This window comes from Mesorhizobium sp. M0698 (genome assembly GCF_040320455.1).
In the GTDB taxonomy this organism is placed as follows: Bacteria; Pseudomonadota; Alphaproteobacteria; order Rhizobiales; family Rhizobiaceae; genus Mesorhizobium.
Genome location: NZ_JAMYPQ010000003.1, coordinates 160,813 through 181,171, shown reverse-complemented (window position 1 = coordinate 181,171; position 20,359 = coordinate 160,813). Strand labels below are relative to the sequence as shown.

At 62.1% G+C, this 20,359-nt stretch carries 24 protein-coding genes; 8 read left to right on the top strand and 16 right to left on the bottom strand.

Annotated features, from left to right (window positions below; translation table 11 throughout):
• Positions 1–61: 61 nt before the first annotated feature.
• The 13 genes from NKI16_RS08585 to hisB form a co-directional block, all read right to left on the bottom strand.
• Entirely contained in the window at positions 62–1,636 is a 1,575-nt protein-coding gene (locus NKI16_RS08585) for a hypothetical protein (RefSeq protein ID WP_352576333.1), read from the bottom strand.
• Positions 1,626–2,021, bottom strand: a complete 396-nt coding sequence (locus NKI16_RS08580; RefSeq protein WP_023677541.1) for a GtrA family protein — start codon at positions 2,019–2,021, stop codon at positions 1,626–1,628. The genes NKI16_RS08585 and NKI16_RS08580 overlap by 11 nt, the downstream gene beginning before the upstream one ends.
• Before the next feature lie 7 nt (positions 2,022–2,028).
• Positions 2,029–2,799, bottom strand: coding sequence for a class I SAM-dependent methyltransferase (locus tag NKI16_RS08575; protein WP_352755315.1), 771 nt, complete (start codon positions 2,797–2,799; stop codon positions 2,029–2,031).
• Entirely contained in the window at positions 2,799–3,806 is a 1,008-nt protein-coding gene (locus NKI16_RS08570; RefSeq protein ID WP_352454814.1) for a glycosyltransferase family 2 protein, read from the bottom strand. The genes NKI16_RS08575 and NKI16_RS08570 overlap by 1 nt, the downstream gene beginning before the upstream one ends.
• Before the next feature lie 77 nt (positions 3,807–3,883).
• On the bottom strand, positions 3,884–4,843 hold the full coding sequence (gene coaA, locus NKI16_RS08565) for a type I pantothenate kinase (RefSeq protein ID WP_352451662.1): 960 nt from the start codon (positions 4,841–4,843) through the stop codon (positions 3,884–3,886).
• 18 nt (positions 4,844–4,861) lie between these two features.
• On the bottom strand, positions 4,862–5,188 hold the full coding sequence (locus NKI16_RS08560; RefSeq protein WP_352697227.1) for a phosphoribosyl-ATP diphosphatase: 327 nt from the start codon (positions 5,186–5,188) through the stop codon (positions 4,862–4,864).
• Positions 5,189–5,224: 36 nt separating this feature from the next.
• Positions 5,225–6,019 carry an imidazole glycerol phosphate synthase subunit HisF gene (gene hisF, locus NKI16_RS08555; RefSeq protein WP_352755341.1) on the bottom strand — a complete coding sequence of 265 codons (795 nt, stop codon included), beginning with the start codon at positions 6,017–6,019 and terminating at the stop codon, positions 5,225–5,227.
• Positions 6,016–6,852 carry an arginase family protein gene (locus tag NKI16_RS08550; RefSeq protein ID WP_352697229.1) on the bottom strand — a complete coding sequence of 279 codons (837 nt, stop codon included), beginning with the start codon at positions 6,850–6,852 and terminating at the stop codon, positions 6,016–6,018. The genes hisF and NKI16_RS08550 overlap by 4 nt, the downstream gene beginning before the upstream one ends.
• Before the next feature lie 3 nt (positions 6,853–6,855).
• The gene (gene hisA / locus NKI16_RS08545; protein WP_352755313.1) at positions 6,856–7,599 is read right to left on the bottom strand and encodes a 1-(5-phosphoribosyl)-5-[(5-phosphoribosylamino)methylideneamino]imidazole-4-carboxamide isomerase; all 744 of its coding nucleotides are present in this window, start codon (positions 7,597–7,599) and stop codon (positions 6,856–6,858) included.
• Between the two features lie 2 nt (positions 7,600–7,601).
• Positions 7,602–7,892 (bottom strand): DUF1330 domain-containing protein, encoded by a 291-nt coding sequence (locus tag NKI16_RS08540; RefSeq protein ID WP_023677534.1) that lies wholly within the window; start codon positions 7,890–7,892, stop codon positions 7,602–7,604.
• Between the two features lie 3 nt (positions 7,893–7,895).
• Complete coding sequence (gene hisH, locus NKI16_RS08535) at positions 7,896–8,546, bottom strand: imidazole glycerol phosphate synthase subunit HisH (RefSeq protein WP_352505976.1); 651 nt, start codon at positions 8,544–8,546, stop codon at positions 7,896–7,898.
• A 1-nt stretch (position 8,547) separates the two neighbouring features.
• Entirely contained in the window at positions 8,548–9,021 is a 474-nt protein-coding gene (locus tag NKI16_RS08530; protein WP_352755312.1) for a DUF2628 domain-containing protein, read from the bottom strand.
• Positions 9,022–9,025: 4 nt separating this feature from the next.
• On the bottom strand, positions 9,026–9,625 hold the full coding sequence (gene hisB / locus NKI16_RS08525; RefSeq protein ID WP_352590768.1) for an imidazoleglycerol-phosphate dehydratase HisB: 600 nt from the start codon (positions 9,623–9,625) through the stop codon (positions 9,026–9,028).
• A 226-nt stretch (positions 9,626–9,851) separates the two neighbouring features.
• Between hisB and hslV the strand changes: the two genes are divergently transcribed.
• The 5 genes from hslV to NKI16_RS08500 all read left to right on the top strand — a co-directional run bounded on the left by hslV (position 9,852) and on the right by NKI16_RS08500 (position 13,996).
• Positions 9,852–10,403: an ATP-dependent protease subunit HslV gene (gene hslV / locus NKI16_RS08520; RefSeq protein ID WP_023677530.1), complete on the top strand. Its 552-nt coding sequence runs from the start codon at positions 9,852–9,854 to the stop codon at positions 10,401–10,403.
• On the top strand, positions 10,393–10,935 hold the full coding sequence (locus tag NKI16_RS08515) for a GNAT family N-acetyltransferase (RefSeq protein ID WP_352755310.1): 543 nt from the start codon (positions 10,393–10,395) through the stop codon (positions 10,933–10,935). Before hslV ends, NKI16_RS08515 begins: the two co-directional genes overlap by 11 nt.
• 4 nt (positions 10,936–10,939) lie before the next feature.
• On the top strand, positions 10,940–11,536 hold the full coding sequence (locus NKI16_RS08510) for a DUF2585 domain-containing protein (protein ID WP_352755309.1): 597 nt from the start codon (positions 10,940–10,942) through the stop codon (positions 11,534–11,536).
• A gap of 4 nt (positions 11,537–11,540) precedes the next feature.
• Positions 11,541–12,854, top strand: coding sequence for an ATP-dependent protease ATPase subunit HslU (gene hslU / locus NKI16_RS08505; RefSeq protein WP_352454824.1), 1,314 nt, complete (start codon positions 11,541–11,543; stop codon positions 12,852–12,854).
• 182 nt (positions 12,855–13,036) lie between these two features.
• Positions 13,037–13,996 carry a DUF1402 family protein gene (locus tag NKI16_RS08500; RefSeq protein WP_352576350.1) on the top strand — a complete coding sequence of 320 codons (960 nt, stop codon included), beginning with the start codon at positions 13,037–13,039 and terminating at the stop codon, positions 13,994–13,996.
• A 34-nt stretch (positions 13,997–14,030) separates the two neighbouring features.
• Here the strand turns inward: NKI16_RS08500 and NKI16_RS08495 are convergent, their stop codons facing one another.
• The 3 genes from NKI16_RS08495 to NKI16_RS08485 are packed head-to-tail and all read right to left on the bottom strand — an operon-like array spanning position 14,031 to position 16,746.
• Positions 14,031–15,260, bottom strand: coding sequence for an NAD(P)/FAD-dependent oxidoreductase (locus tag NKI16_RS08495; protein ID WP_352620740.1), 1,230 nt, complete (start codon positions 15,258–15,260; stop codon positions 14,031–14,033).
• 2 nt (positions 15,261–15,262) lie between these two features.
• A complete protein-coding gene (locus NKI16_RS08490; protein WP_023677524.1) occupies positions 15,263–15,577 on the bottom strand; it encodes a MocE family 2Fe-2S type ferredoxin in 315 nt (104 codons plus the stop codon).
• Positions 15,578–15,618: 41 nt separating this feature from the next.
• Positions 15,619–16,746 (bottom strand): fatty acid desaturase family protein, encoded by a 1,128-nt coding sequence (locus tag NKI16_RS08485; RefSeq protein WP_352620624.1) that lies wholly within the window; start codon positions 16,744–16,746, stop codon positions 15,619–15,621.
• Positions 16,747–16,883: 137 nt separating this feature from the next.
• Here NKI16_RS08485 and NKI16_RS08480 point away from each other — a divergent pair, with 137 nt between their 5' ends.
• From NKI16_RS08480 to NKI16_RS08470, 3 genes are all read left to right on the top strand, one after another.
• Positions 16,884–17,915, top strand: coding sequence for a LacI family DNA-binding transcriptional regulator (locus NKI16_RS08480; RefSeq protein ID WP_023677522.1), 1,032 nt, complete (start codon positions 16,884–16,886; stop codon positions 17,913–17,915).
• Positions 17,916–18,224: 309 nt separating this feature from the next.
• Positions 18,225–19,166: a sugar ABC transporter substrate-binding protein gene (locus NKI16_RS08475; RefSeq protein ID WP_352451673.1), complete on the top strand. Its 942-nt coding sequence runs from the start codon at positions 18,225–18,227 to the stop codon at positions 19,164–19,166.
• Positions 19,167–19,280: 114 nt separating this feature from the next.
• Positions 19,281–20,357 carry an ABC transporter permease gene (locus NKI16_RS08470; RefSeq protein WP_292655972.1) on the top strand — a complete coding sequence of 359 codons (1,077 nt, stop codon included), beginning with the start codon at positions 19,281–19,283 and terminating at the stop codon, positions 20,355–20,357.
• The last annotated feature ends 2 nt before the right edge of the window (positions 20,358–20,359 follow it).

Below are 20,359 nucleotides of genomic sequence, written 5' to 3'. Positions count from 1 at the left end.
CATATGTCGTCCAGCGGAGCGATTGGATCCAGCCGTGTCATGGGTTTCCGGGGGCTCCTGCTCAATCGGTTTGGAGCGGCGCAGGCGCCGTGTAACGCAGATAGACAGTGATTTCCGGCTCGGCGTGCAGCAGACGATAGTCGGCCAAGGCAACCTGGATCCGCTTGTCCTGCAGCATCAGGGCAGTCCACGCGGGCGAGCCTGACAGCACGATATCGGGCTTCTTCGCTGATATCTCGGCGGCGTTTTCGCCGATCACCCGATCGCGGATGCTTTCAAGTTCCGGTCTCCGTTCGAGATCGCCGGTGACGCGGGCGAGCGTGTCCGCGTTGGAGACCGCCCAGGCGCTCGGATGGCGTGATATGAACCTGCCGCCGACCAGCCTGGCGAGGGGATGGGCAACCTGCATCTGGTCGGCAATAGACATGATGGTCGGGGTTTCGACCGTTGCGCGGATCGCGGCGACAGACCGGGCGATCGGGCCGTTATCCGTCGTCAGCGCCGCGTACTGTGCCCTGACCGCTATTTGCAGCACCAGCACGCAGCCGAAGATCAGGGCGGCCTTGCGAACGAAGCCTGCACTGCCGAATGTGCCGAACCGCACAAGCTGGATGCCAAATGCAAGTGTCGCAACAACGACCATCGGCAGCGCGTGATTGGGCCAACCCTTGCCCATGACGATGAAGGCCGGAATGAACCCCAGGGCGGTCAGGAGCGGAATCCTGACGTCCCAGTTCGTCTTTCTCAGGCCGCCGGCCGCAAGCACGGTGGCGGCGGCCAGAAGCAGCACCACTTTCGGCCAGTTTGCCAGCATATCGGCGGCAGAGGCCCTCAACGGAAGATAGACCTCCCTGACCAAGGGCAGGACGTCGCTGACGTAAGCGCGGTCGAAGAGCGCGATGGACGCGATATAGGCGGCCACGATCGCAGCGCCCACCAGGTTCTCTGCGACGAAGAGCGGTTTCAGCGACCGCCTTTCAAGCGCAAGACAGAGCGACGGCAACATGAAGGCCAGCACAAAATAGGGCGGCTTGACCATGACCACGACCGCCGCGCCGAAGCCCGCGACCATGTGCTCCAGGCGCGAGCCCGCGCTGAAATCCAGGTTCCGCTGACGTGTGCATTGCAACGCCACCCAAGGCAGAATGGCAATCAATGCGAAGTGCTCGCGTTGGCCGAATTGATCCGGCATGAAACACAGGATCAAAAACAGGGCCGCCGCTGCCGCCCACAGCGCATGGGGCTGCCGGTAGACCGGTTCATCGCGCGCGAGAATGCGGACGGAAACGAAAAGACTGGCCAGGCTCAGGCAAACGACGCCAAGCGTCAGCCAGAATTCCGCACGCATGCCAGTGAGCTTTTCCAGGAGCATGAACGGCATGTAGAGCCAGATCGAGAAAGGGGGGTTGGTCTCCACGATGTCGGTGTTGAGCCGCTCTCCGCCAAGCAGGCGGTCGCAGACGACCAGAAGCCACGACACGTCAACATTGGTCGGAATTGCAACGGTCGATAGCCAGACGGCGTATGTGACGACCAGACTGGCCAGCAGCAACGGAGCACCCGCTACGCCCACAAAGGGCGAGAAGCGGTTGGCGCCGGGCAGCAGTTCACTGAGGGATCGCGCGCTAGAGACCACGAAACACCCACCGCCCGAGGACGACATAGTTGATGACCGGCACGGCAATGCAGGTGAGCAGGATCGGGATTGCGGCAGGGACGCCGAGCATCTGGGTCAAAAGCCCCGGCAGGGCGATCGCGACGGCGAGGCCGGAAGCGGTGAGCAGGAGGAAGCGGGGCAATTCCATAGCGTGGCTGCCGCCCGAGGTGAACGTGAAATATTTATGCCCGGTGTAGGAGAACAGCGCGGCGACGGCGTAGGCCGCAAACGATGTGAGCGCCGCCGGCAGGGCCGCCGTTGCCTGTCCACGCGACAGCAGAAAAGCGCAAACTGCGTAGATCAGCGTCGACGCGATGCCAATCAGCGCAAAGCGCGATAGTCGACGATACGAGCCGGTGCCCATGACGCGGTCAAGCTGCCAATTTCTCGTCGAGGCGAGCGGTTTCGACGGCGCTGTCCTTGCGGAATACCGCCAGCAGCGAAACCCCGAAGGGCAAGCTTGCATTTGGTATGATGCGGCCTTCCGCCGAAAACACTGCCTTCATCGCCGCATTCAGTGGTTTTGGCGGCGTGGCATGGCCGGCTGGCAAGGCCGACTTGCGCAACCAGTCCACCAGTCTTGCCAGCGCCGCTACCGGGAAGAGCGCGGCATTTGTGTAGCTCAGCCGGTCGATCGCGAAACCAGCCCTTTCGATTCGTTCACGCAGCAGATTGCGTGAATAGCGCCGCATATGATGCAGCCCCACATCATGCGTGCTCCACAACCATTGGTGTGCGGGCACAGTGAGGACCACGCTGCCGCCCGGTTTCAGCACTTGGCGGATCGCGGCAAGCGACGCCTCGTCTTCGGCGACATGCTCCAGCACGTCGAACAGGCAGACGAGGTCGCAGCTTTGCGGCGCGACAGGAATGTTGTCCGGCAGATGTCCGGCGAGGAAGTCGCGGCCGGTCTTTTCCCAGGCAATCCTGCGCGCGAGATCGCTCATCTCGACTGCCGTCACTGCGCCGAACTGCTCCAGCATCCGGATGTTGCCGCCGGTGCCGGCGCCGATCTCGACGATGCGCGCGTTTTCAGGCAGGCCGATGCTGCGAATGACCGCCTCGGCGATGGCGCGACGCCCGCAGAACCACCAATGCTCGTCTTCGGTGGCGGCCATCTGTCGGTAGGCGTCGATCTCCATCAGCTCATTCCCTCATATTTGCGGCGCACGATGTAGATCGGACGCTGCTTGATCTCGGCGTAGACCCTGCCGAGGTATTGTCCGATGATGCCGATGCCGAGTAACTGGATGCCGCCAAGGAAAAGAACACTGACCAGCAGGGAGGCGTAGCCGGGCACATCAACGCCAAAGATCATTGTCTTGGCGACGATCAGCAGGCCGTAGAGGAACGACAGCGCGGAAATCGTCGCGCCGACATAGGTCCAGATTTCAAGCGGAGCGGTGGAGAAGCTGGTGATGCCTTCGAGCGCGAAGTTCCACAGCTTCCAGCCGGAGAATTTCGACTGGCCGGCGATGCGCTGATCGCGGACATATTCGACGCTTGCGGTGCGGAACCCGACCCAGGCGAACAGGCCCTTCATGAAACGACGGCGTTCGGGCAAAGACCGCAGCGCCTGGATGACCTGGCGGTCGATCAAACGGAAGTCGCCGACATCGTGCGGGATCTTCTGCTGCGCGATCCAGTTGTGAACGCGGTAGAACATCGAGGCGGAGCGCTGCTTGAGAAAGCTGTCGCTCGACCGATTGGCTCGCTTGGCCAGAACAACCTCAAAACCCTCGCGCCACTTTTCCACAAGCAGCGGAATGACATGCGGCGGATCCTGCATATCGACATCCATCGGAATCGCTGCATCGGCATCGCAGCTGTCGAGCCCCGCGGTCATCGCGGCTTCCTTGCCGAAATTGCGTGAAAGGTCGATTACGTGGATGCGTGGATCGGTTTGTTGGGCTTCGATCAGCTTTTCGAGCGTCGTATCGCTGCTGCCGTCGTTGACGAAGATGAACTCGAGGGCAACGCCTTTGTCCTTCAGCGGCGCGGTGCTTTCGCATACCGCCTTCAGGAATGGAGCAATTGCGCCTTCCTCATTGTGGACAGGCACGATCAGGGCAATCGTTGCGCCGCCGCTGCCCGGACGTGCGATGCGGTCAGCTGCCGGCCGATCGATGTTTAGGAATGGCGCATTCATTTGTTTGCCGAGCCCGCAGATCAGGCCCGACAATAGAAAGACTGGGTTAAGATGACTTTAAGGAATGTCCCGGGATTTCACAGTTTCCTGAGCGCCACTTCCTCGACCAGATGGTTGGCGCCCTTGCGCAGGATGAGATCGGCACGGGCGCGGGTCGGCAATATATTCTCGCGCAGATTCTTCAGGTTGATGTTGGTCCACAGGCCCTCGGCGATGGCGCGGGCCGCATCCTCGGAAAGTTGCGAATAGCGGTGGAAGAAGGAGGCCGGGTCGCGGAAGGCGGTTTCGCGCAGCCGCATGAAGCGGGCGATATACCAGTGATGGATCAGCGCCTCCTCGGCATCGATATAGATGGCGAAGTCGAAGAAATCCGACAGGAAAGGCACGATCTTGCCGTCCTTGGGCAGCTTGCCCGGCTGCAGGACATTGATGCCTTCGAAGATCAGGATGTCGGGCCGGTCGATGGTCTGGAACTCGCCCGGGATAACGTCATAGGTCAGGTGCGAATAGACCGGCGCGCGGACGTTGCGCTGCGCCGATTTGATGCCGGACAGGAAGCGCAGAAGGGCGCCGACGTCGTAGCTGTCGGGAAAGCCCTTGCGCTCCATCAGGTTGTTGCGGCGCAGGACTTCGTTCGGCAGCAGGAAACCATCGGTGGTGACCAGGTCGACCTTGGGACTCGACGGCCAGCGCGCCAGCAGCTCCTTTAGCACGCGCGCCGTGGTCGATTTGCCGACCGCGACGGAACCGGCAATGCCGATGATGAACGGTGTCTTGGCCGCGTCCAGCGCGTTGAAGAAGGCCTGGCGCTGCCTGAACAGGAGTTGACTGGCTTCGACATGAGCCGACAACAGCCGCGACATCGAAAGATAGATGCGCTCGACCTCGTGGAGATCGACCGGATCGTTCAGCGACCGCAGACGACGGACCTCGTCCTCGGTGAGCGTCATCGGCGTATCGGCGCGGAACCGCGACCATTGCTCGGCCGAGAAGAAACGATAGGGTGAATACTTCTCGGTAGGAGCGAGCTGGTCCATCGAGTTCCTCCGCAGCGATCAGCCCCGGTCCAGCCGAGACGCCTTTTCGGCGATGCCCGAACGACCGGTGCGGCGTTCAAGCTCGTTGAGCACATCGCTCAGCGGAATGTCCGCTATGCCGAGAACGACAAGCCAATGATAAATGAGATCGGCGCTTTCCGAAACAAGCGCGGCCCTATCGGCGCTGACGGCTGCGATCACCGTTTCGACCGCCTCTTCGCCGAATTTCTGCGCTGCCTTGCTCATGCCGCGCTGAAAGAGCTTGGCCGTCCACGAATCCGGATCGCCGGAACGTGCGCGTTCGCCAATGATCTTCTCCAGATCGGAGAGCGAGAACTCGGTCATGACGGCGTTTACAGCCTCTTCTTAGCCGGAAAGGCTCTAGGACCGATTACCCGGCGAGTCCAGCCGCATCGGCAGTCCGGCCTGAGCCATGTGCAGCTTGGCTTCGGCGATGCTGTAGGTGCCGAAATGGAAGATCGACGCCGCCAGCACCGCGCCGGCATGGCCGTCGCGAATGCCTTCGACAAGGTGGTCGAGCGTGCCGACGCCACCGGAAGCGATGACCGGCACGCGTACGGCATCGGCGACCGCGCGGGTAAGGGCTATGTCATAGCCGGCCTTGGTGCCGTCGCGGTCCATCGATGTTAGCAGGATCTCGCCGGCGCCGAGATCGACCACCCGCCGAGCGAACTCGACGGCGTCGATGCCGGTCTTCTCGCGGCCGCCATGGGTGAATATCTCCCAGCGATCAGCCTCGCTCGCAGCGGACACTTTCTTGGCATCGATGGCGACGACGATGCACTGGTTGCCGAATTTGTCGGCAGCCTCGGCGACAAAATTTGGGGTCTTCACCGCCGCCGTGTTGATCGACACCTTGTCGGCGCCGGCCAGTAGCAGCTTCCTGATGTCGGCGATCTGACGGACGCCACCGCCAACGGTCAGCGGCATGAAACATTGTTCGGCGGTGCGGGCGATGACATCGAAAATGGTCTCGCGGTTTTCCGACGAGGCGGTGATGTCGAGAAAGCAGAGCTCGTCGGCGCCGGCCGCGTCATAGGCTTTTGCCGCTTCGACGGGATCGCCGGCATCGACCAGGTCGACGAAATTGACGCCCTTGACGACACGGCCGTTCTTGACGTCGAGACAGGGGATGACGCGGGCTTTCAGCATCAGATCCTCTCGATCGCCGCAAGAAAGTCGACAAGCAGCTGGCCGACGACGGGCGGAACTTCGGACTGGGAATCAAAGGCCGGGTCGTAGGCCGAGAGCGTCACGCCGACGATTGGGATTGACCTGGCCAGTCCGCAGGCAAGCTGCCGTAGCTGTTCCGGACTCGGGCCGCCCGGGTGCGCGTAGCGGTTCACCTGCAACACATCCGGATCGAGGACATCCAGGTCGAGATGCAGATGCGCCCGCACAGTCCCTGTCGCCGTGAGCTTTCCGATCATATCGAGTGCACCGGCACATTCGGTGCGCACGATCGGCAAAGTTTCCAGCAGTCGCTTTTCGTCGGGATCGAGGTCGCGGGCATCGACCAGCATGCAGCGCGCCGGGTCTATCGGCCGGAACCCCGGAATTGCTGCCGCCATCGGATGCCAGCAGAGCCCGAGCGTCGCCGCCAGCGCCATGCCGTCGAGAAAGCCGTAGGAGGACGTCTCCGGCGTGTTGAGATCGCCATGCTGGTCGATCCAGATGATCGAATCCGCAACTTCGCCGGCGACCGCACCGGCGGCGGTCAGGCAATTTCCAGCAAGGATAATGGGGAAGCGTCCTCCATCGCGGGCGAGGTTAACCTTGGTCGCGATGGCGTTGCAGACGGCGAAGCCGGTTGCAATTTCGCGCCCCTGCTCGTCTCCGACCTTGCCGATATCTTCGACGGCGACGTCATGGCCAGCCACGGTCAGGGCTTCGACCAGCCCACCGCCGATGATGGCGTCCGGCCCCTGGCCGCACCCTTCGTGATAGTGCCCGCTGTCGTAGGGAGCAACGATAATCGAGACCTTCACGTTTCACACCCCTGCCATCGGTTTGCCACGCAGGATCGCCAATGCCTCGGCCGGGTCGATGCGGCCGTCGTAGAGGGCGCGTCCGGAGATCGCACCTTCGAGCTTGCGGGCATCGGGCATGGTCATGCGCACGATGTCGGCGATCGAGGCGAGCCCGCCCGAGGCGATAACCGGGATCGACACCGCGTCGGCGAGATCGATGGTGGCGTCCCAGTTGATGCCGGTCAGCACACCGTCGCGGTCGATATCGGTGTAGATGATGGCGGCGACGCCGGCACCCTCGAATTTCCTCGCCAGTTCAATGACGCCGAGGCTCGAGGCTTCAGCCCAGCCTTCGACCGCGACCTTGCCGCCCTTGGCGTCGATGCCGACGGCGATCTTGCCCGGGAATGCCTTGCAGGCCTGCCTGACCAGATCCGGATCGCGCACCGCCACGGTGCCAAGAATGACGCGGGCCAGCCCACGGTCGAGCCAGTCCTCGATCTGCGCCAGGGTGCGGATGCCGCCGCCGAGCTGCACCGGATTGCTCGTCGCCTTCAGGATGGCGCCGACCGCGGCGCTGTTGACGCTCTGGCCCTTGAAGGCGCCGTTGAGGTCGACGACGTGCAACCATTCGAAGCCCTGCTCTTCGAAAGTGCGCGCCTGAGCGGCGGGATCGTCATTGTAGATGGTGGCGGTCGCCATGTCGCCATGCCTGAGGCGCACGCATTTGCCGTCCTTGAGGTCTATCGCCGGAAACAGAAACACCTTCAGGCGCCTTCGACGATGACAAAGTGGCCGGTCGAGCCGGCGAGCCTGTACTTCAAGGCCTCCTGGTATTCAGGCGAGCCGTAGCATTCCAGCGCCTTTTCATAGGATTCGAATTCCACCAGCACGTGGCGATTGCCTGCCGGTCCTTCCGGGCTGGTGTACCGCCCGGCGCGCACCGGGAACTTCGCGCCGTATTTCGCGAAAGCCGCGGCATTGGCCTCGATGTACTGCTTGTAGATCTCGGGATCGTGGACATCGACCATTGCCATCCAATAGCCCTTCTTGCTCATGGTTCAGGGCCTCCAGCCTAGGAAATTGGTGATCAGCGCCAGGCCCAGCGCCTGGCTCTTCTCGGGGTGGAACTGCGTTCCGGCTAGGTTGTCGCGGGCGACAGCGGCCGTTACCGGGCCGCCATAGTCGGCAACCGCCAGCACCTCATCCTCCTTCCGTGCATCGAGATGGTAGGAGTGGACGAAATAGGCGTGCAGTCCCTTGCCACCCGTCGCAATGCCGGAAAACAGCGGATGCTTGCGCTTCAGGTCAATCGTGTTCCAGCCGATCTGCGGGATCTTCAGTGTCGGATCGGCCGGCGTGATCTCCTTGACGTCGCCGGCGATCCAGCCAAAGCCCTTTGTGACGGTCTTTTCCAGGCCTCGCTCCGACATCAGCTGCATGCCGACGCAGATGCCGAGGAACGGCCGAGCCTTGGCGATCGCCACCTCCTCGACCGCTTCCCACATGCCGGCGACCGCACGCAGTCCAGCGGCGCAATCGGCATAGGCACCGACGCCGGGCAGGACGATGCGGTCGGCGGTCCTGACCCGCTCGGCATCGGCGGTGAGTTCGATCGCGGCGGCAATGCCGGCTTCATGCGCGGCACGCTCGAAGGCCTTGGTGGCCGAGCGCAGATTGCCCGACCCGTAATCGATGATCGCCACCCTCATCTCAGGGCTTTCCCGGAATATGGTTCAGCCCCAGCGCCAGGCCCATCTGCGCCGACCGGGCATGTGCTGCGTCTGGGACGATGCGTTGCACCGTCGGTTGTTCAGCCGACTGAGCATCGGCTTCCAATGCATAGCGGACGTCTGCGTCGTCGAGCCTGTCGGCCTCGACCACGCCCCATTCATGCCAGCCGCGACGGCGCAGGGCTGCGATCCGCAAGCCCTGCCCTTCCAGTCCGACAAAGAGCATGACAAGCAGGGATAAAAGCGAGCCGGCTGTTTCCAGGTCCAGCCTTTCGCCCAGCATCGAGAGCAGGCCCATGGCGACAAACGCCAATGCCGCCTCGACCCACAGCCGGTGCCAGGCCAGCCACAGCGGCGGCACCAAGAAGCCGAGCCAGGCAAAGCCGTCACGGATAAAGGTAGTGTCCACGCTTTCGCTGCGGCCTGGCGGCTCCATCACGACATAGATGGCCATGACGCTATCCTTTCAGGGATCCCTTGGTGGAGGGAACCGCGTCCGGCTGGCGCGGGTCGCGCTCAAGCGCCGAACGCAGCGCACGCGCCACGGCCTTGAAGCAGGTCTCGGCGACGTGGTGGTTGTTGGCGCCGTAATGATTGGTGACATGCAGCGTGATGCCGGCATTCTGCGCCAGCGCGTGGAAGAATTCGCGCACCAGCTCGGTGTCGAACGTACCGATCTTCGGCGACGAGAATGAAACATTCCAGACCAGAAAAGGCCGGCCGGAGACATCGATTGCCGCCCGCGTCAGTGTCTCGTCCATGGCGAGATCGATCGAGGCGTAGCGCATGATGCCGCGCCGCTCGCCCAATGCCTTGGCCAGCGCCTGGCCGAGCGCAATGCCCGTATCCTCGACCGTGTGGTGGTCGTCTATGTGCAGGTCGCCCTTGGCCTTCACGGTCATGTCGATCAGCGAATGGCGCGACAACTGGTCCAGCATATGGTCGAAGAAGCCGACGCCCGTCGAAATGTCGGATTTGCCCGAGCCGTCGACCTGAACCGATACGGCGATGTCGGTTTCCCTGGTCTTGCGACTTATCTCGGCGGAACGGGGCGCCATGACCTCATCCTTGTCTCAGATTTTGCACGATTCAGGCGTTCACATGCCTGAAAACGAAAGCCTTCTAGCAGCATGATCCGGCGATTGCCAGTTACCGCTGCGGAGCCCGATCCGACCCGGTGGATGGCCGGTTTGCAATCATCCGGCCTATACATACATATGGCCGATCAAATCACTCGTAACGCGCCAATCGCCTTGATGGGATCGGTGCTGATCGGAGCAGAAAATGTCGAATGAACTGACCATGCATGCCACGACCATCCTGACCGTGCGCAAGGGCGGCAAAGTGGTGATCGCCGGCGACGGCCAGGTCAGCCTCGGCCAGACCATCATGAAGGGCAACGCCAAGAAGGTGCGCCGCATCGGCAAGGGCGGCAACGTCATTGCCGGTTTCGCCGGCGCCACCGCCGATGCCTTCACTCTGCTCGAGCGGCTTGAAGCCAAGCTCGAACAATATCCCGACCAGCTGACACGCGCCTGCGTCGAGCTTGCCAAGGACTGGCGCACCGACCGCTATTTGCGGCGGCTGGAAGCGATGATGCTGGTGGCCGACAAGTCGGTGTCGCTGGCGCTGACCGGCACCGGCGACGTGCTGGAGCCCGAATTTGGCGTCATGGCCATCGGCTCGGGCGGCAATTACGCGCTGGCAGCGGCACGCGCGCTGGTGGACAGCGACAAGGGCGCAGAGGAGATCGCCCGCAAGGCGATGCAGATCGCGTCAGACATTTGCGTCTACACCAACAACAACTTCGTCGTCGAAACCCTCGATGCCGCCTGAGCGGAGCCTCCGCTATGGTTTTCGGCCGGTGACCCAGAGGGACCTGCCGATGATCGCCGGCTGGCTTGCCGAGCCGCATGTCGCCGAATGGTGGAACGACCCAGAGACCGAGATTGCGGAGATCCGCGAGCATATCGACAGCATTTCGGTCGAGCCGCTGATTATCGAGCTCGACGGAAAGCCCATCGGCTATTTGCAGAGCTACGATCCGCATCTGGAGGACGGCCATCCCTATAGCGACCAGCCGTTCGGCACGCTCGGCATCGATCTGTCGATCGGCGTGCCGGAGCTTGTCGGGGTCGGCCACGGCTCGGCGATCGTCCGGCAGTTCGTCGAGCAGCTTTTCGAGGAAGGTACGCCGCGCGTCATCATCGACCCGGAACCCGCCAATGCACGGGCTATCCGTGCCTATGAAAAGGCCGGTTTCACGGCTATCGATCGCAGGAAGTCGGAATATGGCGATGCCGTGCTGATGGCGATTGATGCCCCAGAGGGTGATGCCGGACAGGGTGACGCAGAAGAGGGGCAATAGCAGCATGAGCGTATCCAGCGACAAAACCGTCTCGGCCTACTACGACAGTTGGCGAATGGGGCTTCTGCTGGTTCTCGGCCTGGTCATCTTCCAGGCCGGGGTCCTCTACGGCATGGGGCGGACGCCGATCTGTACCTGCGGCTACGTCAAGCTGTGGCACGGCATTGTGCAAAGCTCGGAGAATTCCCAGCATATTTCGGACTGGTACAGCTTCTCGCACATCATTCACGGCTTCCTGTTCTATGCGCTGGCGTGGTTCGTTTTCCCGCGCTCGCCGATCGGGCTCAGGCTGGCCTTTGCGGTGGTTATAGAGGGCGGCTGGGAGCTGCTCGAGAACAGCCCTTTCATCATCGATCGCTATCGCGCCGGCACGATCTCGCTCGACTATTATGGCGACAGCATCATCAATTCGGTGTCGGATACGCTGGCCATGGTGCTGGGGTTTGTCATGGCGCGAAGGCTTCCTATATGGGTGGTCGTAACCCTCGCCCTCATCTTCGAATTCGGTGTCGGCTATCTCATCCGGGACAATCTGACACTCAACGTGATCATGCTGCTGCATCCGTTCGAGTTCATTCGGCAGTGGCAAAGTGGAATTTAGTGACATGAGCACCTTCTCTCCTCGCGAAATCGTTTCGGAACTCGACCGCTTCATCATCGGCCAGAAAGACGCCAAGCGTGCCGTGGCGATTGCCTTGCGCAACCGCTGGCGCCGCCAGCAGCTCGAGGGCCAGATGCGCGAAGAGGTGATGCCGAAGAATATCCTGATGATCGGCCCGACCGGCGTCGGCAAGACCGAGATTTCGCGCCGCCTGGCACGCCTTGCCGGTGCGCCTTTCGTCAAGGTCGAAGCCACCAAGTTCACCGAGGTCGGTTATGTCGGCCGCGATGTCGAGCAGATCATCCGCGACCTGGTCGAGATCGCCATCGGGCTGGTGCGCGAGAAGATGCGCGAGGACGTCAAGGCACGTGCCCACATCAACGCCGAGGAACGCGTGCTCGAAGCGCTCGTCGGCAAGACGGCGAGCCCGGCCACCCGCGACAGTTTCCGCAAGAAGCTGCGCGACGGCGAGCTCGACGACAAGGAGATCGAGATCGAAGTGGCCGATACCGGCAATGGCGGCATGCCCGGTTTCGAGATCCCCGGTATGCCGGGCGCCAATATCGGCGTGCTCAACATCAATGACATGCTGTCGAAGGCGATGGGCGGCAAGAAGACCAAGTTGCGCAAGACGACCGTCAAGGAGTCCTACGGGCTGTTGATCAGCGACGAGTCCGACAAGCTGCTCGATCAGGACGAAGTGGTGCGCAGGGCACTCGAATCGACCGAGAATGACGGCATTGTCTTCCTTGACGAGATCGACAAGATCGCCTCGCGCGAAGGCGGCATCGGTGCCGGTGTTTCGCGTGAAGGTGTGCAGCGCGACCTGCTGCCGCTGGTCGAAGGCACCACGGTTGCGACCAAATACGGACCGGTGAAGACCGACCACATCCTGTTCATCGCCTCGGGTGCGTTCCACGTCGCTAAGCCCTCCGATCTGCTGCCGGAATTGCAGGGCCGCCTGCCGATCCGCGTCGAGCTGCGGGCGCTGGAGAAGGGCGATTTCGTCCGCATCCTCACCGAGACCGAAGCCAGCCTGATCAAGCAGTATATCGCGCTGATGAAGACCGAAGGCGTCGATCTGGTCTTCACCGACGACGCCATCGATTCGTTGGCCGGCATCGCCGTGGACCTCAACGCCAGCGTCGAGAATATTGGCGCCAGGCGGCTGCAGACGGTGATGGAACGGGTGCTGGACGATATCTCCTATGACGCGCCGGACCGCAACGGCACCTCGGTGACCATCGATGCCGCCTATGTCGAGAAGCATGTCGGCGACCTCTCCAGAAACACGGACTTGTCGCGTTTCATCCTGTAGGAGACGCTTCATTCTCGAAGAGGGTCGGGGAATTGCTCCCGGCCTCCCCAATTTGGCCCAGCATTCCCGATGTGTGGCCAAATGGAAGCATCCGGCAAGCTTTCGTCCCGTCGGGTGCAGGCGTCTCTCGACTCCCGGTGGAGCATTACCTAGTTTGCCGGCGACTATTTGGGCGGCGGCGCATGAAAAAACTGATCCTCGTCATTTTGGGGCTGACGCTGGCGGCAGCCATGTTCGCCGCGCAAGCGGCAACGATGGTGCCGCCGGGCAACCGCAACACCGAGCAGCCCGACATACCGGGCGCTTCGAGCCGGCGCACCCAGGCGACCAACACCACCTTCCAGGCGAAATACCGCAAAGTCTTTGCGCTGCTCCAGAACGATGCCGAGCTGCGCGGTAAGATCAAGCAGGCAGCCGCGGCCTATGACATCGACCCAATGCATATCGTTGGAGCCATCGTCGGCGAGCATACCTATAATGTCGATGCCTATGACCGGCTGCAGACCTATTACGTCAAGGCGATCTCGTATCTGTCGAGCAAGCTCTCCTTTGCCTATGATGGCGAGGACATCACCGATTTCGTGCAACGGCCGCAATTTGCGAAATGCGCAGGGAAGTCCGACAGCTACGATCTGTGGGAGTGCCGCGAACAGGTGTGGAACCGGTCGTTCCGCGGCAAAACCGTCAACGGCGAGAGCTTTCCCAACGACCGCTTCGGCGCCACTTTCTTCCAGCCTTATTATGCCGGCCAGACTTTTGGCCTTGGCCAGCTCAATCCGCTGACGGCACTGCAGATGAGCGATCTCGTGCACAAGGTTTCCGGCCTGCCGGAACTCGACGTCGGTGACCCCAATGCGGTCTACAAGACGATCATGGACCCTGACCTGACACTGCCTTATGTCGCGGCGACGATAAGGAAGTCGATCGACGCCTATAAAAGCATTGCCGGCTTCGACATCTCAGGCAATCCCGGCATCACGTCGACGCTCTACAATGTCGGCAATCCCGAACAGCGCGCCTATGCGCTGAAAGCCGAGAACGACAAGCGCCGCGCTGCGGGCGAGCCGGAAAAGCTGCCCGAGGAAAATTACTATGGCTGGCTGGTCAACGACAAGCTGCCGGAGCTGAAAGCGCTGTTTTAGCCGAACGCGTTCGGCCAATTATCCACGCGGCGGATCAAGCCGCCAGCAGCGATTTTAATTTGACCGCCTGCGAGACTAGCGCTTCCGGCGCCGGCCTTGCCTGCTTTGCAATCAGCATCTCGGCCAGCCTTATGTCGCGGGCGACCGCGTTGCCGGGGCCGATGCCGCTTGCCGCAACCAGCCTGCCGTCCTCGGCGAGGTGGAACAGGATGAAGGCGCCGTCGCCGAGGTCGCGGCGCACGATGCTGCGGCCTTCGTCCGACAGGCCGGCGATCTGCAAGGTCAGGCCGCACTGATCCGACCAGAACCACGGCACCGCCGCATGGGACTCGCCGGCGCCAAGCATATTCCTTGCGGCGAGCGCGCCCTGCTCCTGTGCATTGCGCCAGGCTTCGAGCCGCACGCGCCGGCCGCCATAGATGGCGAGCGGAAACGAACAGCAATCGCCGGCGGCAAAGATATCCCGGTCGCTGGTGCGAAGCTCGGCGTCGACGGCGACACCATTGTCGACGGTCAGCCCCGCCTCCGCGGCAAGTCCGGTCACCGGCACGGCGCCGATGCCGATCACGGCAAGATCGGCGACAATGTCGTGTCCACCGGCGAGCGCGATGCGCACTTCGGCGCCATCATCGGCAATGGCGGCGATGCCCTCGCCGCACAGGATTTTCACGCCTTCGGCTTCATGCGCCTGATGGATGATCTCAGCGATCTCGGCCGGCACGCCGCGCATCAAGATGCGCGGCTGCGCCTCGATAACTGTGACCGCCGCACCCAGTCTGCGTGCCGCCGCGGCAAGCTCAAGCCCGATGAAGCCGCCGCCAATGATGGCGATGCGATTTCCGGCGCTGAGATGGGCGCGAATGGCCAGCGCGTCGTTGAAGGTCCGGAGGTAGACGCAGCGCCCACCAAGGCCCGGCATCGGCAGCTTGCGCGGCACCGAACCGGTCGCCAGCAGGAGCTTGTCGTAGGCCAGGACGGAACCGTCCGAGAGGCGCACGACATGCGCCGCGCGGTCGATCGCCACCGCCTGAACCGAATGGATATGCCTGATCGATCTTTCGGCCAGGATCGCGTCGGTGGCGATTGCCTTGAGCAGGGGCGCGTCGGCAACCATCGCGTCTTTCGACAGCGGCGGCCGCTCATAGGGAAGATGCGGCTCGTCGCCGACCAGCGTCACCGGTCCATTAAAGCCGAGCTCGCGCAGCGCAAGGGCGGCGCGCCCGCCGCATTCGCCGGCGCCAATGATGACCATTCCCTTCGTCATCATCAACCAATCCGGACAAGGACTTTGCCGGCGTCGACTTTGACCGGATAAGTTCTTAGATCGACGCAGACCGGCGCGCCCCTGGCAGCCCCTGTCTTGTAGTTGAAGCGGCCATTGTGCTTCGGGCATTCGATGATATCGTCCATCACCAGCCCGTCGGCCAGATGCACCTTCTCATGCGTGCAAAGCCCGTCGGTGGCGAAATACTCGTCGTCGGGGCTGCGATAGATGGCAAAGGTGCGGCCGCCATGGTCGAAGCGCATCACGTCCTCTTCGTCGATGTCCTCGGCGTCACAGGCCTCGACCCAGTCGCTCATCTACGGCTCCCCCAATACTTGGCACCCTCGGCATGGGCTTGTCATTCGGCAGCCACCGCAGCGGTAGCGTTGTCGTTGTGGAAGTCCTCGCGATAGGGCCTCGCCGTCGGCGGCAGTTCGCGCTTGATGAAATAATCCTCATTGCGCAGCTGGCGCAGGAAAGCCGGTATCATCTCGCGGTAGCCGGCCAGGATGGACGATGTCGGCGTCGGCAGATCGTGCTTGATCAGTTCGTGCAGCCTGGGCAGCGCGTGATAGGGCACCATGGGAAACATGTGATGCTCGACATGGTAGTTCATGTTCCAGTAGATGAAGCGGCTTATCGGGTTCATGTAGACGGTGCGGCTGTTGAGCCGGTGATCGGTGACGTTTTCAGCCAGGCCGCCATGCTGCAGCAGGCCGACCATGACATGGTGCCAGGCACCGTAAAGCCTGGGCAGACCGACCAGCATCAGCGGCAGGAACGAGCCGGTATAGAGCGCCAGCGCAATGGTCGCGGCATAGATTGTCGTCCAGATGCGGGCAATGCGAATTGCCTTCGGCTGCTCCTGGTCGGGAATGAACGTTCTTTCGGCCGGACTGACGATACCGGCTGCATTGCGCAGCATGTCGCTCATCGCATGCCAGGCGTCGAGAATGCCGACGAAGTTGAGCACCACGCGCAGCAGATCGGGCGGACGCATCACCGAGATCTCCGGATCGCGGCCGACGATGATGGTATCGGTATGATGGCGCGTGTGGCTCCAGCGCCAGGTCACCGGGTTGCGCATGATCATGAAGCAGGCGACCTGATAGACCACGTCGTTCATCCACTGCGTCCTGAAAGCGGTGCCGTGGCCGCATTCGTGCCAGCGTGAATCGGTGGAGGAACCGTAGAGGACGCCGTAGACGAAGAAGAACGGCACGCACCACCAGCTGCCCCAGAACCAGGCGGCGCCGGCGCCGCTGAGGATCATGGCGCCGAGCCAGACGATGGTATCGCGGATCGCCGGGCCGTCGGAGCGCTGCATCAGCTCCTTCATCTGCTTGCGCGGCACGTCGGTGTGATACCACTCGGCCGCCGCCAGCCCGCTCTCGACGGCAAGCTTCGCGTCGCGGCCGATCAGGCTATAGTCGCGTCGGGACGCCGCTGCGGAGCTCGTATTCCCGGTTCGGAGTCCAATATCCACCATAGCGGAGGCCTCGATCATATTCGGTCAGCGTTCAAAATAACGCCGAGCCCTGATAGGCTCAATATCACAAAGATAGTTTCTATCATTTTCCATCAGAATGGTGTAAAAGGGCCAAACAGTGGAATGAGGCAGCGATGGCGAAACGGCCGACGATCACCGACCTGGCGCGCATTTCGGGGGTCAGCGTTGCCACCGTCGACCGGGTGCTGAACAACCGCTTGCCGGTGCGCGAGGAAACCGCGCGCCGCGTCTATGAGGCCGCGACCAGCATCGGCTATCACGCAGCCGGATTGATCAAGCAGCGGATGCGCCATGAATTGCCCGAATACCGGCTCGGGTTCCTGCTGTTGAGACGGGAGGACGTCTTCTACAGTGAATTTGCCCGCGAGCTTGAACTGGCGGTATCGCAGTCGCCGCGCTTTCGCGGCGTGGCCACCATCGACTTCGCCGCTTCGCTGGCGCCGGACGAGATCGTCGAGCGGATGCGCAAGCTGGCCGCCAAATCCAGGGCCGTCGCCCTGGTCGGGCCTGATCACCCGACGCTGACGGTCGCCGTCGAGGCTCTCAAAGCCAATGGCGTACCGGTGTTCTCCCTGCTTTCCGACTTTGCGTCCGGTATTCGCGAGGGCTATGTTGGCCTGGACAATCGCAAGGTCGGCCGCACCGCTGCCTGGATGATCTCGAAGGCCGCGAAGAGACCTGGCAAGGTTGCCCTCTTCGTCGGCAGCCATCGCTTCCATGGCCATGAGCTTCGCGAGATCGGTTTTCGCTCCTTCTTTCGCGAGCAGGCGCCGGAATTCACTCTCCTCGAGACGTTGGTCAATCTGGAAGCGAACCAGATCACGCATGATGCAATGATCGAGCTTCTGGCCCGCCACCCTGATCTCGCCGGTTGCTATGTCGCCGGTGGCGGCATGGAAGGCGCGATCTCGGCGCTGAGGGAGGCAAAGCCGGCTGAGATGCCGGCGGTCGTCTGCAACGAGATCACGCCCGACTCCCGCGCGGCGCTGGCAGATAATTTCCTGACCATGGTGATCTCGACGCCACTGGCGGCGCTTTGCCGCGAGCTTGTCGGGCTGATGGCGCATGCCATCGAGACCGGCGCTGCGAATGCGCCGGGCCAGACCTTTCTGCCCTTCGACATTTATCTGCCGGAAAACATCTGACGTCGCGGTCATCGGCGGCAGACATGATGTAATCTATCAGAACGCTTTCAGGCCTGGCTTGCGTTAGCGTCCGTCTAAAAGCGCTCGAAATGCCGAAAATCCATTCCTCATGGCGAAATCTCGCTTGACGCCCAAGCGAAATGGAATAAATATTTCACCAACTGAGAATTTTGGTTCTTTCGTTCCGGAAGATCTGTTTCAGGCAAATGCCTCCGGAACTAAAAATGGCAATCGGGAGAGAATTCCCTGCGAGATCGGGGATTCCGGGTAGATCGGTGCAGCCGGACACCAATGTGGAGGAGAAATAAAATGAAAAAACTGCTTTTGGGCGTCGCGTTCGCGGCGCTGATGAGTTCGTCCGCCTTTGCTGCCAAGATCGGCGTGTCGATGGCGTTGTTCGACGACAATTTTCTCACAGTGCTGCGCAACGGCATGATTGAACAGGCCAAGGGCATGGACGGCGTCGAGCTGCAGGTGGAGGATGCGCAGAACGACGTCGCCAAGCAACTCGACCAGATCAAGAACTTCGCCGCCTCAGGCGTCGACGCCATCATCGTCAACCCGGTCGACACCTCGGCGACTCAGGCGATGTCGGACGCAGCCGCCGCTGCCAAGATTCCACTGGTCTATGTCAATCGCGAGCCGGTCAACGTCGACACGCTGCCCGAAAACCAGGCCTTCGTCGCCTCGAACGAAGCCGATTCCGGCACGCTCGAGACCAAGGAGGTCTGCCGCCTGTTCAAGGAGGCCGGCAAGACTGAAGCCAACGTCTATGTGATCATGGGCGAGCTGTCGAACCAGGCAGCGGTGCAGCGCACCAAGGACATTGACGACGTGATCGCCACGCCGGAGTGCAGCTTCATCAAGATCATCGACAAGCAGACGTCGAACTGGAAGCGCGAAGAAGCGCAGAACCTGATGACCAACTGGCTGTCGACCGGCAAGCCGTTCGACGGCGTCATCGCCAATAATGACGAAAGCGCCATCGGCGCCATCCAGGCGATGAAGGCCGCCAACATCGACATGAAGTCGGTTGTCGTCGGCGGGGTCGACGCTACCCAGGATGCGCTTGCCGCGATGCAGGCGGGCGACCTCGATGCGACGGTGTTCCAGGACGCGGCCGGCCAGGGTGCCGGCGCGCTTGACGCAGCGCTCAAGCTGGCGAAGGGCGAGAAGGTCGAGCACAAGGTCTACATCCCGTTCCAGCTGGTCACGCCGGCAAATATCGACAAGTTCCTGAAGAAGAACTGAGGCGGACCTGTCCGATACGGAGCGGCGCGCCAAGGTAAGACAGCGCCGCTCCGCTTTTTCCCTCTCGGCCTGAACAGCGCCGAGTGGAGACCGTGGCTGACGGAGGAAGCACGATTGGCACAGACATCTCACGGCGTCGGCGGGCTCAGCTATGATGCGAAGCGGCGCGCATGGCCGGCCGAATTCAACGTCTTCCTGGCGCTCGTCATCCTGGTCGGCGCTTTCGAGCTGATCGGCCGGGTTTTCCTGGGCGACAGCTTCCTGTTCAACACCCGCGACAATATCGATGCGATCTTCAACGAAGCGCGCCTGCAGATCATCATCCTGCAGGTGTCGATAGTCGGCATCATTGCCATCGGCGTGACGCAGGTGATCATTACCGGCGGCATCGACCTGTCCTCAGGTTCGATCGTCGGCGCCACGGCGATGATAGCCATGAGCTTCGCCCAGGTGGCGACCGTCAATGGCAACCCGAACCCGAAGGCGATGTTCATCGCGCAGGGCTGGACCGACCTGCCGGTGATCGTGCCCGTGCTGGTCGCGATCGGCTGCGGCCTGCTGGCCGGCCTGGTCAACGGCGCTTTGATCGCCTACACGCGCATCCCGCCGTTCATCGCCACGCTCGGCATGATGGTCACCGCGCGCGGCATCGCCAAATGGTGGTCAAAGGGGCAGCCGATCTCGTTTCCGACCGAGAGTTTCGCCGCCATTGGCAAGGGGCTGATGCCGGTCATCATTTTCATATCGCTCGCAGTGCTGTTCCAGCTGATCCTGAGTTACACCAAATATGGCAAGCACTGCTATGCAATCGGCTCCAATGAGGACGCCGCGCGCATGTCCGGCATCAACATCGCCAACCACAAGATCCTCGTCTACGTCATTGCCGGCGTCCTCGCCGCGCTCGCCGCCGTGGTGCTGAGCTCCAAGAATCTCACCGCCCAGGCCGGCATGGGTGTAATGTACGAGCTCGACGCGATCGCCATGGCGGTTATCGGCGGCGTCTCGCTGTCGGGCGGCCGCGGTTCGATTATCGGGACAGTGATCGGCTCGCTGATCTTCGGCGTCATCATCTCCGGCTTCACCTTTCTGCGCCTCGACGCCTATTATCAGGAGATGGTCAAAGGCGTGATCATCGTCGGCGCAGTCGTACTCGACCAGTGGCGCCAACGCCTGCGGGCGATGAGGGCTTGATC